Source organism: Streptomyces sp. NBC_01351 (assembly GCF_036237315.1).
In the GTDB taxonomy this organism is placed as follows: domain Bacteria; phylum Actinomycetota; class Actinomycetes; order Streptomycetales; family Streptomycetaceae; genus Streptomyces.
This window is the reverse complement of sequence record NZ_CP108356.1, coordinates 2,011,729-2,025,908: the sequence shown is the minus strand read 5'-3', so window position 1 is coordinate 2,025,908 and position 14,180 is coordinate 2,011,729. Positions and strand designations below refer to the sequence as shown.

Sequence of the window (14,180 nt, the reverse complement as noted above, 5' to 3'; positions counted from 1 at the left end):
CGATGTGGCCAGGACACTCTTTGGTTAACCCCTTAACCGGAACCCACCCCGGACGACGAAATCCGTACGATGACCCGCGTGCCAGGACCCGGACCCACCATCGCCGACATCGCGCGCGCCGCGGAGGTCTCCACCGCGACCGTCTCCCACGCGCTCGCCGGCACCGGCCGCCTCGGCGACGGCACCCGCCGCCGGGTCCGGGAGGTGGCCGCCTCCCTCGGCTACGGCACCCACCGCGGCCCCCGCACCCGCACCCTCGGCCTAGCGGTCACCACCTACGCCGACTGGACCTGGGACTTCGCCGGCGTCGCCTACTTCTCCCGGCTGCTCACCGCCGCCACCTCCGTGGCCCACGCCCACGGCTACGCCCTGACCACCCTGCCCGCGGACCGCGGCGCCGAGCCGCTGTGGCACACCCTCGCGGTGGACGGGATGCTGCTGCTCGACAGCCCGCAGGACGACCCGGTGCTCCGGGCCCTGCGGGCGCGCGGGCTGCCCATCGTCTTCGACGGCCGGCCCGGCGACCCGCTGCCCGGCGACGTGTGGGTGGACAACGACCACGCCGGCATCACCCGCGAGGTGCTCGACCATCTGGCCGCGTCCGGCGCCCGGCGGATAGCCCTGCACTCCGCCTTCGGCCGGGAGTTCTACACGGGGGCCGTCACCTCGGCCTACGAACACTGGTGCGCGGAGCGGGGGATGCCCCCACTGGTGGTCCCCTTCGATCCGCTGGACGGGGAAGGCCGCGCCTTCGACCCCGTCTTCGGCGGGGGCGTCGACCCGCCCGGCCGCCCCGACGCCGTCTACACGCTCTACGATCCGGGCGGCCGCCAGGTGCTGGCAGCCGCCGCGCGCCATGGGATCCGTACGCCCGAGGACCTGCTGCTGGTCTGCGCGAGCGAGGACGCGGCGTACGCGGACGGCGATCCGCCCGTGACCACCGTCACCCTGAACCCGGAGCGGATCGGCGCGCTCGCCATGTCCACACTGGTCGCGCTGGTGGAATCGGGGCATGCGGAAGCGACCGGTCGACTGACCGTCGCGGCGGGCCTGCGGGTGCGGGCCTCGTCCCTGCCCCCGGACATGTACTAGAGTTATCTCGACATCGAGATATCTGCCGAAGGCGAACCGCAGCCGCCCCCGCTGGTAAGGGTTACCTAACTTAGCCTTACCTTAGCGGATTGGCCAAGGGGCGTGGCGGCAGGATGCGGTAAATACGCGCGAATTCATGCATGAAGGAGACTGTCGTGTCGGCGAACAGCTTCGACGCCCGCAGCACGCTGCAGGTGGGCGACGAGTCGTACGAGATCTTCAAGCTGGACAAGGTCGAGGGCTCCGCCCGCCTTCCCTACAGCCTGAAGGTCCTGCTGGAGAACCTGCTCCGTACCGAGGACGGCGCGAACATCACCGCCGACCACATCCGGTCGCTCGGCAACTGGGACTCCCAGGCCCAGCCCAGCGAGGAGATCCAGTTCACGCCGGCCCGCGTGATCATGCAGGACTTCACCGGCGTTCCCTGCGTCGTGGACCTCGCCACCATGCGCGAGGCCGTGAAGGCCCTCGGCGGCGACCCGGCGAAGATCAACCCGCTCTCGCCCGCCGAGATGGTCATCGACCACTCGGTCATTGCCGACAAGTTCGGCACGAAGGACGCCTTCGCGCAGAACGTCGAGCTGGAGTACGGCCGCAACAAGGAGCGCTACCAGTTCCTGCGCTGGGGCCAGACCGCCTTCGACGACTTCAAGGTCGTCCCCCCGGGCACCGGCATCGTCCACCAGGTCAACATCGAGCACCTGGCCCGCACGGTCATGGTCCGTAACGGCCAGGCGTACCCCGACACCCTCGTCGGCACCGACTCGCACACCACGATGGTCAACGGCCTGGGCGTACTGGGCTGGGGCGTCGGCGGCATCGAGGCCGAGGCCGCGATGCTCGGCCAGCCGGTCTCCATGCTGATCCCGCGCGTCGTGGGCTTCAAGCTGACCGGCGAGCTGCCCACCGGCACCACCGCCACCGACCTGGTGCTCACCATCACCGAGATGCTGCGCAAGCACGGCGTCGTCGGCAAGTTCGTCGAGTTCTACGGTGAGGGCGTCGCCGCCACCTCCCTCGCGAACCGCGCCACCATCGGCAACATGTCGCCGGAGTTCGGCTCCACCGCCGCGATCTTCCCGATCGACGACGAGACGCTGAAGTACCTGCGCCTGACCGGCCGCGACGCCCAGCAGGTCGCGCTCGTCGAGGCGTACGCCAAGGAGCAGGGCCTGTGGCTGGACCCGGCCGCCGAGCCGGACTTCTCCGAGAAGCTGGAGCTCGACCTCTCCACGGTCGTCCCCTCCATCGCCGGCCCGAAGCGCCCGCAGGACCGCATCGTCCTGGCGAACGCCTCCCAGCAGTTCGCCCTGGACGTGCGCAACTACGTCGAGGACGACGACGAGGCGGGCAAGGAGTCCTTCCCGGCCTCCGACGCCCCGGCCTCCACCAACGGCGTGCCGACCCGCCCGACCCAGGTCACCCTGGCCGACGGCACCTCCTTCGAGATCGACCACGGCGCCGTCACCGTCGCCGCGATCACCTCCTGCACCAACACCTCGAACCCCTACGTCATGGTCGCCGCGGCGCTCGTGGCCAAGAAGGCGGTCGAGAAGGGCCTGTCCCGCAAGCCGTGGGTCAAGACCACCCTGGCCCCGGGCTCGAAGGTCGTCACCGACTACTTCGACAAGGCCGGCCTGACCCCGTACCTCGACAAGATGGGCTTCAACCTCGTCGGGTACGGCTGCACCACCTGCATCGGCAACTCCGGTCCGCTGGACGAGGAGATCTCGAAGGCGATCAACGAGCACGACCTCGCGGTCACCTCGGTGCTCTCCGGCAACCGCAACTTCGAGGGCCGGATCAACCCCGACGTCAAGATGAACTACCTGGCCTCCCCGCCGCTGGTCGTCGCGTACGCCATCGCGGGCTCCATGAAGGTGGACGTCACCAAGGACGCCATCGGCATCGACACCGAGGGCAACCCGGTCTTCCTCAAGGACATCTGGCCCACCGAGGCCGAGGTCAACGACGTCGTGGCGAACGCCATCGGCGAGGACATGTTCAGCAAGTCCTACCAGGACGTCTTCGCGGGCGACGCCCAGTGGCAGGCGCTGTCGATCCCGACCGGCAACACGTTCGAGTGGGACCCGCAGTCCACCTACGTCCGCAAGCCCCCTTACTTCGAGGGCATGACGATGGAGACCACCCCGGTCTCCGACATCGCCGGCGCGCGCGTGCTGGCGAAGCTGGGCGACTCGGTCACCACCGACCACATCTCCCCGGCCGGTGCGATCAAGGCCGACACTCCGGCCGGCAAGTACCTCACGGAGCACGGCGTCGAGCGCCGCGACTTCAACTCGTACGGTTCCCGCCGCGGCAACCACGAGGTCATGATCCGCGGTACGTTCGCCAACATCCGCCTGCGCAACCAGATCGCGCCGGGCACCGAGGGCGGCTTCACCCGCGACTTCACCGTCGACGGCGCGCCGGTCTCCTTCATCTACGACGCCTCGCAGAACTACCAGGCCGCCGGCATCCCGCTGGTCATCCTGGCGGGCAAGGAGTACGGCTCCGGCTCCTCCCGCGACTGGGCGGCGAAGGGCACCGCGCTGCTCGGGGTCAAGGCCGTCATCGCCGAGTCCTACGAGCGCATCCACCGCTCCAACCTGATCGGCATGGGCGTTCTGCCCCTGCAGTTCCCCGAGGGCGCCACCGCGGCCTCCCTGGGCCTCACCGGCGAGGAGTCCTTCTCCTTCACCGGTGTGGAGGAGCTGAACAACGGCACCACCCCGCGCACGGTCAAGGTGACCACCGACACCGGTGTCTCCTTCGACGCGGTCGTCCGCATCGACACCCCCGGTGAGGCGGACTACTACCGCAACGGCGGCATCATGCAGTACGTGCTCCGCAACCTCATCCGCGGCTAGTCACCGCCGAGGCGCAACCGGCACCAAAGGGCCGTATCCCCGCCAAGGGGGTACGGCCCTTTGGTGCATCCGGGGGCCGGTCCAGATGACGGACAGGTCTCAACTCGGAAAAACCGACGGCCATACGTGTGCATGATCTTGCTCACACGAGCGGAAGTGGACTATACCTGTGCCCGTCCGGATCGCAGCGAGACCAGCGGCCCCGGACCGGGGGATGGGCGGGGACCTGCGGAGATGTCCGCATGCACGGCAACCGCCGTGACTTTCCGGCCTCCTTCACACTTCTGACGAAGGCGAGGACATGAGCATGGGATCCACGGGTGAGGGCCTCGGGCGCCGCGATCTGATCAAGCGCTCCGCAGCACTCGGACTTATCACGGTGCCGACGATGAGCTTCCTGTCCGCCTGCGCCTCCGGCGGCGAGGAGTCCACGAAGGGCCCGGACAAGGGGGTCGTCTCCAAGGAGAACCCCTTCGGGCTGGCCAAGGGCGGCAAGCTGGACGTGGTCGTCTTCAAGGGCGGGTTCGGCGACGACTACGCGAAGGCCTGGGAGGCCGCCTTCGACAAGAAGTGGGGCACCACCACCTCCCACCTGGCCACCCAGGAGATCACCGCCAAGCTCCAGCCCCGTTTCAACGGCGGCAACCCGCCGGACGTCGTCGACGACTCGGGCGCCCAGAAGATCCCCCTGGACGTGCTCGCCAAGGGAGGCCAGCTCGCCGACCTCAACGCCGTGCTCGACGCGCCCTCGCTCGACGACCCGACCAAGAAGGTGCGCGACACCCTGGTCGACGGGGCCGTCGAACAGGGCATGCAGGGCGGAAAGTACCTCGTCCTGAAGTACGTGTACGCCGTGTTCGGCTTCTGGTACTCGGGCAAGCTCTTCAAGGAGAAGGGCTGGGCGGCGCCCAAGACCTGGGACGAGTTCCTCGCCGTCTGCACCAAGGCCAAGGAGGCGGGCATCGGCGGCCTCGCCCACCAGGGCAAGTTCCCGTACTACATCAACGTCGTCATCATGGACCTGATCGCCAAGAAGGGCGGCCTGGACGCCGTCAAGGCGATCGACAACCTCGCGCCCAACGCCTTCGAGGGCAACGCGGCCGCCCTCGCCGCCGTCGAGGCGGTCTACGAGGTGGTCGAGAAGGGCCTGCTGATGCCGGGCACCAACGGCCTCACCCACACGGACTCCCAGACGGCCTGGAACCAGTACAAGGCCGCCTTCATCCCCTGCGGATCCTGGCTGGAGAACGAGCAGCTGAAGCAGACCCCGGAGGACTTCGACATGAAGTTCCTGCCGGTCCCGCTGCTCGCCGACAGCAAGATGCCCCTGGAGGCGATCAGGGCCGGCGTCGACGAGCCCTTCATCGTCCCGGAGAAGGCCGCCAACAAGGCCGCGGGCCTGGAGTTCCTCCGTTCTATGCTGTCCCGCGAATGGTCGACGATCTTCGCCCAGCAGGCCAACTCGCTCACCGTGGTCAAGGACGGCGTCGACCCGAGCGTCAAACTGCGGCCGGGCACCCAGTCGGCGGTCGAGGCGCTGAAGGGGGCGGGCGCCAACACCTTCACCTACCGCTACCCCGACTGGTACAGCGAGATGGACACGGAGATCCAGAACGCGTCCAATGAGCTGATGGCGCAGCGGATCCAGCCCAAGGAATGGATCAAGCGGGCCCAGGCCGCGGTCAACAAGGCCGCCCAGGACCCGAACGCCAAGAACAACAAGCGCAGCTGACCACTGCGGGGACGGACACCATGAGCCACGTAGCACAGGGGCGGGGGAAGGGCGGTTTCATCACCGCCTTCCTCTTCGCACCCCTCGCGCTGTACCTGACCTTCGTCATCTGGCCGTACGTACAGACGTTCGGCTATTCCTTCACCAACTGGACCGGGCAGTCACCGACGTTCGACTTCGTCGGCCTGGAGAACTACTCGACCCTGCTGAAGGACGATGACTTCCGGGGCGCGCTCGGGCACAACCTGCTGCTCCTGGTGTTCGTCCCCGTCGTCACCATCCTGCTCGCCCTCTTCTTCGCCTTCATGGTGAACGCGGGCGGGCGCAGCGGGGCGGGCGGGGTCCAGGGCGTGAGCGGATCGCGCATCTACAAGATCGTCTACTTCTTCCCGCAGGTGCTCTCCCTCGCGATCCTCGCCGTGCTCTTCGGCGCGATCTACCGCAGCGACGAGGGCGGCCTGCTCAACGGCTTCCTGATCAAGCTCGGCCTGATCGACCCGAAGCACCCGGTCGAATGGCTCAACGAGCCCAACTTCGTGCTCTGGTGCCTGCTGCTCGTCGTCGTCTGGCACGGCGTCGGCTTCTACCTCGTGCTGTTCTCCGCGGCCATGCAGTCCGTTCCCAAGGACATCTACGAGGCCGCGCTGCTCGACGGCGCCGGGCGCGCCCAGACCTTCTTCAAGGTCACCCTGCCCCTGCTGTGGGACTCTGTGCAGACCTCCGCGGTCTATCTGGGCATCGCCGCGATGGACATGTTCGTGCTGGTGTCGACCATGACCTCGGGCCAGTTCGGCGGCGGACCCGACCACCACAGCGAGGTCATGTCGACGGTGCTGATGCGCAACTTCCTGTACTTCGGCAAGAGCGGCTACGCCTGCGCCATGGGCGTGGTCATGCTCGTCCTGACCATGATCCTGTCCGTCATCACGCTGCGCGCCACCCGCCGCGAGCGCATCGAGTTCTGAGCGGGAGACCAGTAATGACCACAGTGATCAAGGCTCCGGGCGAAGCTGCCGCGGAGCGGTCCGGCGGACCCGGACGGACGAAGGAGCGGGACGGACGCCGCTCCGAGGGCGTGGTCCTCAACGTCTTCTCGCACGGCTTCCTCGTCCTCTGGGCGATAATGATCGTGCTGCCCCTGATCTGGCTCGCCCTCGGCGCCTTCAAGACCGACGCGCAGATCGGCGGTTCGGCCCTCAGCTGGCCCTCGAACTGGCACTTCGACGCCTTCGGCCGAGCCTGGACCAAGGGCATTGGCGGCTACTTCGCGAACACCCTCATCGTGCTGGTGTTCTCGGTCCCGCTGACCATGCTGTTCGGCTCGATGGCCGCGTACGTACTGGCCCGCTACCCCTTCACGGGCAACCGGCTCGTCTACTACTTCTTCGTCAGCGGGGCGATGTTCCCGGTGTTCCTGGCGCTCGTACCGCTCTTCTTCATGGTCAAGCGCTTCGACATGCTGAACACCTACCAGGGCCTGATCCTGGTGTACGTCGCCTACTCGATGCCGTTCACTGTCTTCTTCATGCACTCCTTCTTCCGGACGCTGCCGACCGCGATTTACGAGGCGGCCGTCATCGACGGGGCCTCCGACACCCGGATCTTCTTCCAGGTGATGCTGCCGATGGCCAAGCCCGGCCTGATCAGCGTCGGGATATTCAACATCCTGGGCCAGTGGAACCAGTACATCCTGCCGGCCGTGCTGATGCAGCCCCAGACGAGCGCAGACCCCGAGCGCTACATGCTCACCCAGGGCCTCATCCAGCTCCAGTACCAGATGGGCTACGAGACGGACCTTCCCGTGCTGTTCGCCGGCGCCACCATCGCGATCATCCCGATGCTGGCGGTCTACCTCTCCTTCCAGCGCCAGATCCAGGCCGGACTGACCTCCGCCACTCTCAAGTAGCCCCCTGGGCTCAGAAGGAAGCGTGCCCCCTGGGCTCAGAAGGAAGCGTGCCCCCCCCGGGCTCAGAAGGAAGCGTGCCCCCTGGGCTCAGAAGGAGGGGGTCGGGACGACCGCCCAGCCGACCGCCGAGACCGAGGGGTCTAGCGAGAGGTTGCTCACGGCCTCCTCCAACGCCCGGCCGCCCGCGCCCTCGGCGGTCAGCAGCGCGGACACCGTCACCTTGCCGGGGTCCGGTCCGTCCACACTGCGGATCTCCCGCAGCTGGTAGCCGGGCCGGGCCAGTGCGTCGACCAGCCGGTGCCGGATGTGGGCCTCTTCCGCCTCCAGGCACACCGCCTCGAAGTGGAAGTCGGTCGCCACTTCGGCCCCGCCCCGCGGCTCGCGGTCGAGGCGCCGGCCCAGCGGGCGCAGCAGGAGGTTCGCTCCCACCACGCCCGCCGTGCCGAAGGCGGCCAGGACGAACATCCCGACCCCCGCCAGACAGCCCACGGCAGCCGAACACCACAGGGTGGCGGCCGTGTTCAGGCCCCGGACGCTCAGGCCGTCGCGCATGATCACACCGGCGCAGAGGAAGCCGATCCCGGACACGATCTGGGCGGCGACCCGCGATCCGTCGTACTGCACCTCGGAGACCTCGCCGATGAATCCGTACTGCGAGAGCAGGACGAACAGTGCGGCGCCGCCCGCCACCAGGGCGTTGGTCCGCAGGCCCGCCAGCCGGGCCCGCCACTGCCGCTCCAGCCCGATCGCGGCCCCGAAGCCGAGCGCCGCGGTCAGGTGCCCGGCCATGCTCCATTCGTTCATCATCGGCTCGGCCTCCTCTTCGAGCTCTCAGAGCCAGGTGTTGAACGTGCGGATGTACCAGGTCTTCACGAGCTGGGTGAGCGTGCAGTACGCGAGGAGCACGCCGATCAGCCACGGGAAGTAGCTCGCCGGCAGGGCGACGAAGCCCAGCGAGGCGGCCAGCGGCGAGAAGGGCAGCCAGAGCCCGGTCAGCACCGCGAGGACGGTCATCACCATCACCGGCCAGGAGGCGCGGGACTGGATGAACGGGATCTTCCGGGTACGGATCATGTGGACGATCAGGGTCTGCGAGAGCAGGCCCTCGATGAACCAGCCGGACTGGAACAGCGACTGGCTCGCCTCGCTGTTCGCGGCGAAGACGTTCCACATGATCACGAACATCGCGATGTCGAAGATGGAGCTGATGGGGCCGATGGTGACCATGAAGCGGGCGATGCCCTTGGCGTCCCAGTTGCGGGGCTTGCGCAGGTACTCCTTGTCCATCCGGTCCCAGGGGGTGGCCAGCTGTGCGATGTCGTAGACCAGGTTCTGCATCAGCAGCATGATCGGCAGCATCGGCTGGAAGGGGATGAAGGCGCTCGCCACCAGCACCGAGAAGACGTTGCCGAAGTTCGACGAGGCCGTCATCTTGATGTACTTGATCGTGTTGCCGAAGGTGGTCCGGCCCTGGACCACGCCCTGCTCCAGGACGGTCAGGTCCTTCTCCAGCAGGATGATGTCCGCCGACTCCTTGGCGATGTCGACGGCCGTGTCGACGGAGATGCCGACATCGGCGTCGCGCAGCGCGGCCGCGTCGTTGATGCCGTCCCCGAGGAAGCCGACCGTGTGTCCGTCGGCCTGCAGGGCCCGTACGATCCGGGCCTTCTGGACCGGGTTGACCTTGGCGAAGACCGTCGTACGGGCGGCCAGCGCGCGCAGTTCGGTGTCGTCGAGGCCGTCGATCTCGGTGCCGAGCACCACGTGCCCGACCTCGATGCCGACGTCGGCGCAGACCCGGGCGGCCACGAGGTCGTTGTCCCCGGTGACCACCTTCACCGCGATGCCCTTGTCGGCCAGGCCCTGCAGGGCCCGGGCGGCGTCGGCCTTCGGCGGGTCGAGGAAGGCGAGGAAGCCGACCAGCGTCAGCTGGTCCTCGTCGGCCACCGTGTAGGTGTCCCGCGGGGCGGCGATCGTGCGGGTGGCGACGGCGAGGACCCGCAGGCCGCGGCGGTTGTTCTCCTCGGCGATCCGGGTGACGTGCCACCGCAGCTGCTCCGTCAGCTCGACCTTCTCGCCGCGGTCGGTGATGTGCGTGCAGAGGTCCAGGACCTCCTCGACCGCACCCTTGGTGATCATGACGTGCTCGGGCCGGCCCGGGCCGCCCACCAGGGAGTTGCGGTTGAGGACCACGGACATCCGGCGCCGGGCGAAGTCGAAGGGGATCTCGTCGACCATCGAGAACCGTGCGTCGACGACAACCTCCTCGGCCTCGTTGACGCGGTCGATGACCGCCTGGTCCATCAGGTTTCTCAGGCCCGTCTGGAAGTGCGAGTTGAGGTAGCCGTACTCCAGGACCTCCAGGTCCTCGTCGCCGTGCACGTCCAGGTAGCGGTCCAGGACGATCCGGTCCTCGGTGAGGGTGCCGGTCTTGTCCGTGCAGAGCACGTCCATCGCGCCCAGGTTCTGGATCGCGTTGAGCCGCTTGACGACCACCTTGCGCTTGGACATGGCGACCGCGCCGCGCGCCAGGTTGGCGGAGACGACCATGGGGAGCATCTCGGGCGTCAGACCGACCGCGACGGCGATGGCGTAGAGGAAGGCCTCGTTCCAGTCGCCCTTGGTCAAGCCGTTGATCATGAACACGACCGGGACCATGACCAGCATGAAGCGGATCAGCAGGAAGCTGACCTTGCGCACGCCGTTGTCGAAGTTGGTCTGCGGGCGCTCGCCGACGAGAGAGCCGGCCATCGAGCCGAAGTAGGTGTCGGCGCCGGTGGCGACGACCACTCCGGTGGCGGTGCCGGAGGTGACCGAGGTCCCCATCAGGCAGAGGTTGTCGGCCTCCACCGGGTCCGTGCTCTCCTGCCGGCCGAGGTCGTTAGGGAGGGTGTCGGCCTTGGCGACCGGCAGGGACTCGCCGGACAGGGCGGCCTGGCTGACCATCAGGTCCTTGGACCTGATCAGCCGCAGATCGGCCGGGATCAGGTCGCCGGCGGCCAGCTTGACCACGTCGCCCGGGACCACCCGGTCCATCGGAACCTCGAAGGTGGTCGGCTCGGAACCGCTGCCGGCCCGGCGCTGCACCGCGCAGGTGGTGGTGACGAGCTTCTTCAGCGCGTCGGCCGCCCGGCCCGAGCGGTACTCCTGCCAGAAGCGCAGCAGTCCGCTGATCCCCACCATCACGGAGAGGATGACGACGCCCGGGTCCCCGGGGTCCTGCCAGTACATGACGGCGGCCAGGAACATCAGGACGCCGATGAAGGGGTTCCAGTACGCCTTCCCCAGCTGGACGAACCAGAGGGGGGTGCGCTCCTGGGCGACGGTGTTCGTGCCGTGGCGCTCCAGGCGCAGCGCGGCCTCGGCGTGGGTGAGGCCGCCCAGGGACGAGTCCACGTCCTGCAGGACCCGCACGCCCGGGCGGGCGCTGGTCTCGGCGAGGCGCTCGCCGACGAGCCGGGTACGGGACTCCAGCTCGGCGGCCTTGCGCTCGCGGCGCGCCTTGCCCGGCGGTGCGAGCTTGGTCGGGGTACGGGGGGTGAGCATGGTCATGACGAAAACCTCCCTCCACGGTGTCCGGGCAGCGCGAAGCCGAGCGGTCACGTGGAGTGATCATGGGTCGGCGCGGAGCGGCGCGGCAGGCCGCGGCGAGCGCCGATGGGCATGGGTGACACATGTCTGACAGGACAGTCAGGGCATGCGGAGGGAATACTGAAGAGCACGGAAGCGCGATGGATCGCGGCCGTGCGCACTCACATGAAAGGTCAGCTGATCAACGGGTCAGCTGACACGAGCGCAGCGAGGACTTCCTTCGGGACTCATCCCGAACACCTCCTCGCATAGCGCCGTCAGTACAGGCGCCCGGTCCGGCCGGAAGAGCCGCAGAGGACCAGCGCCTCGGCGACCGTAGCACGATCACGGTGCCCGGTTCTCTCCCCCTTTTGGCCATTCGCGGCCGTTTCGTTCCGCGTCAGCCTCTTGACGTGCCGATGCGCAAAGGCTCGACTTAAGGTTCACAAGTTGGAGAGACGCCGGGGTCTCGGGGCATGAAGCCGCGACGGTTCCCGGCCGGGGGGCGACGCTTGCCGTCGCTTATGGGCAGGAGTGGATGAGTCGTGCAGACTCCCGGATCGCAGTCCTCGCTGCATCGCGCGAATCTCGAACGGGTCGTGCGGGCGGTGCGGCTCTCGGGTTCGCTGACCCAGGCGGAGATCGCCCGCACCACCGGACTGTCGGCGGCCACGGTCTCCAACATCGTCCGGGAACTCAAGGACGGCGGGACCGTCGAGGTCACCGACACCTCGGCCGGCGGCCGGCGGGCGCGCAGCGTCTCGCTCAGCGGCGACGCGGGGATCGTCATCGGCGTCGACTTCGGCCACACCCACCTGCGGGTGGCGGTCGGGAACCTCGCCCACCAGGTGCTGGCCGAGAAGGCCGAGCCGCTGGACGTCGACGCCTCCTGGGCGGACGGCTTCGACCTGGCGGAATCGCTGGTCGGGAGGCTGATCGCGGACATAGGCGTCGGTCTGGAGAAGGTCATCGGCGTCGGGCTCGGCGTCCCCGGCCCGATCGACGTGGAGTCCGGGACCCTGGGCTCGACCGCGATCCTGCCGGGCTGGGCGGGCATCAACCCCCGCGAGGAGCTCGCGCGCCGCCTCGGGGTGCCGGTCTACGTGGACAACGACGCGAACCTCGGGGCCCTCGGTGAACTCGTTTGGGGGAGTGGGCGGGGAGTAAAGGACCTGGCCTACATCAAGGTGGCCAGCGGTGTGGGCGCGGGCCTGGTGATCAACGGCCAGATCTACCGCGGACCGGGGGGCACCGCGGGCGAGATCGGGCACATCACGCTCGACGAATCGGGCCCGGTCTGCCGCTGCGGGAATCGCGGCTGCCTGGAGACCTTCGCGGCGGCGCGGTACGTGTTGCCGCTGCTCCAGGGCACGCACGGGCCGGAGTTGACGATGGAGCGGGTGGTCGAGCTGGCCCGCGGCGGGGACCCGGGCTGCCGCCGGGTGATCACGGACGTGGGCCGTCACGTCGGCAGCGGCGTGGCCAGTCTGTGCAACCTCCTGAACCCCAGCCGCATCGTGCTGGGCGGCTCGCTGGCGGACGCGGGTGAACTCGTCCTGGCTCCCATCCGTGAATCAGTGGGGAGGTACGCGATTCCGAGCGCCGCACGGCAGTTGTCCGTGCTCACGGGCTCCCTGGGCGGCCGCGCGGAGGTGCTGGGCGCACTGGCCCTCGTCCTGAGCGAGATGGGCGATTCGACGCTTTTGTCGGACCATGGAAGTGGAGTGCGAGCTCCCGTCGTCTTGTCTTCAGGTAGATAACGGATGGCACCGTTGTCATCTCGTTAAGGATTCACTCCTTGACGGCAAAACGCGGCCGGGGTTGACTCACATCCACCTCGGCCGCAGTGCTGCGGCCTCGTCAGGGAGGTTCAAGTAATGAACACGCGTATGCGCAGAACCGCTGTAGCCGTCGCCGCCGGTGCGATGGCCGTCTCCCTCGCCGCCTGTGGCAGTGCCAAGGAGGCCGGAGACCAGACCAAGGCGACCGGCGCCGCGGTGGGCGACGCGATCAAGGTCGGTCTGCTCCTGCCGGAGAACCAGACCGCGCGCTACGAGAAGTTCGACAAGCCGCTCATCGAGAAGACGGTCAAGGAACTGACCGGCGGCAAGGGCGAGGTCGTCTACGCCAACGCCAAGCAGGACGCGACCACGCAGAACTCCCAGGTCGACACGATGATCACCAACAAGGTGAACGTCCTCATCGTCGACGCCGTGGACTCCAAGGCCATCGCCGGCTCGGTCAAGAAGGCCAAGGACGCCGGTATCCCGGTCGTCGCCTACGACCGCCTGGCCGAAGGCCCGATCGACGCCTACACCTCCTTCGACAACGAAGAGGTCGGCAAGGTCCAGGGCAAGGCCCTGCTGGAGGCGCTGGGCGACAAGGCCAAGGACGGCCAGATCGTCATGATGAACGGCTCCGTCACCGACCCGAACGCCGCGCTGTTCAAGAAGGGCGCGCACTCCGTCCTCGACGGCAAGGTGAACATCGGCAAGGAGTACGACACCGTCGAGTGGAAGCCGGAGAACGCCAACACCAACATGGCGGGCGCGCTCTCGGCCATCGGCAAGGACAAGGTCATCGGCGTCTACTCCGCCAACGACGGCATGGCCGGCGGCATCATCACCGCCCTCAAGGCGGCCGGCCTGTCCCCCCTGCCCCCGGTCACCGGTCAGGACGCCGAACTCGCCGGTGTGCAGCGGATCGTGGCGGGCGAGCAGTTCATGAGCGTCTACAAGCCGTACGCCCCCGAGGCCAAGGCCGCCGCCGAGATGGCCGTTGCCCTCGCCAAGGGCGAGAAGATCGACGGGATCATCAACCAGAAGATCGACAGCCCGACCACCAAGGGCGTTCCGTCCGTGCTGATCCCGGTCGTCTCGCTCACCAAGAACAACATCAAGGACACCGTCGTCAAGGACGGCGTCTACACGGTCGATGAGATCTGCACCGAGAAGTACGCGGCCGCCTGCGCGACCCTCGGCCTGAAGTAAGGCCCCCGTCGCTTCCCTCT

Annotated in this window: 9 protein-coding genes; 7 read left to right on the top strand and 2 right to left on the bottom strand. The window is 68.1% G+C overall.

Annotated elements, in window-relative coordinates; translation table 11 throughout:
* Positions 1-69: 69 nt before the first annotated feature.
* From OG625_RS09075 to OG625_RS09055, 5 genes are all read left to right on the top strand, one after another.
* Positions 70-1,092, top strand: a complete 1,023-nt coding sequence (locus tag OG625_RS09075; RefSeq protein WP_329378131.1) for a LacI family DNA-binding transcriptional regulator — start codon at positions 70-72, stop codon at positions 1,090-1,092.
* Between the two features lie 155 nt (positions 1,093-1,247).
* Positions 1,248-3,962, top strand: coding sequence for an aconitate hydratase AcnA (gene acnA / locus OG625_RS09070; RefSeq protein WP_329378129.1), 2,715 nt, complete (start codon positions 1,248-1,250; stop codon positions 3,960-3,962).
* A 307-nt stretch (positions 3,963-4,269) separates the two neighbouring features.
* Positions 4,270-5,694, top strand: coding sequence for an N-acetylglucosamine/diacetylchitobiose ABC transporter substrate-binding protein (gene ngcE / locus OG625_RS09065; RefSeq protein WP_443067877.1), 1,425 nt, complete (start codon positions 4,270-4,272; stop codon positions 5,692-5,694).
* Between the two features lie 20 nt (positions 5,695-5,714).
* Positions 5,715-6,659: a carbohydrate ABC transporter permease gene (locus OG625_RS09060; RefSeq protein WP_329378125.1), complete on the top strand. Its 945-nt coding sequence runs from the start codon at positions 5,715-5,717 to the stop codon at positions 6,657-6,659.
* Between the two features lie 14 nt (positions 6,660-6,673).
* Positions 6,674-7,600: a carbohydrate ABC transporter permease gene (locus OG625_RS09055; protein ID WP_329378124.1), complete on the top strand. Its 927-nt coding sequence runs from the start codon at positions 6,674-6,676 to the stop codon at positions 7,598-7,600.
* An 87-nt stretch (positions 7,601-7,687) separates the two neighbouring features.
* On the opposite strand, the gene OG625_RS09050 is transcribed toward OG625_RS09055, so the two are convergent.
* Together OG625_RS09050 and mgtA are read right to left on the bottom strand one after the other, a co-directional pair.
* The gene (locus OG625_RS09050; protein WP_329378122.1) at positions 7,688-8,407 is read right to left on the bottom strand and encodes an MgtC/SapB family protein; all 720 of its coding nucleotides are present in this window, start codon (positions 8,405-8,407) and stop codon (positions 7,688-7,690) included.
* A gap of 24 nt (positions 8,408-8,431) precedes the next feature.
* Complete coding sequence (gene mgtA / locus OG625_RS09045) at positions 8,432-11,152, bottom strand: magnesium-translocating P-type ATPase (protein WP_329378120.1); 2,721 nt, start codon at positions 11,150-11,152, stop codon at positions 8,432-8,434.
* A gap of 563 nt (positions 11,153-11,715) precedes the next feature.
* On the opposite strand from mgtA, the gene OG625_RS09040 reads away from it, so the two are divergent.
* Both OG625_RS09040 and OG625_RS09035 read left to right on the top strand, forming a co-directional pair.
* A complete protein-coding gene (locus OG625_RS09040) occupies positions 11,716-12,930 on the top strand; it encodes an ROK family transcriptional regulator (RefSeq protein ID WP_329378118.1) in 1,215 nt (404 codons plus the stop codon).
* Between the two features lie 129 nt (positions 12,931-13,059).
* Complete coding sequence (locus tag OG625_RS09035) at positions 13,060-14,160, top strand: substrate-binding domain-containing protein (protein WP_329378116.1); 1,101 nt, start codon at positions 13,060-13,062, stop codon at positions 14,158-14,160.
* The last annotated feature ends 20 nt before the right edge of the window (positions 14,161-14,180 follow it).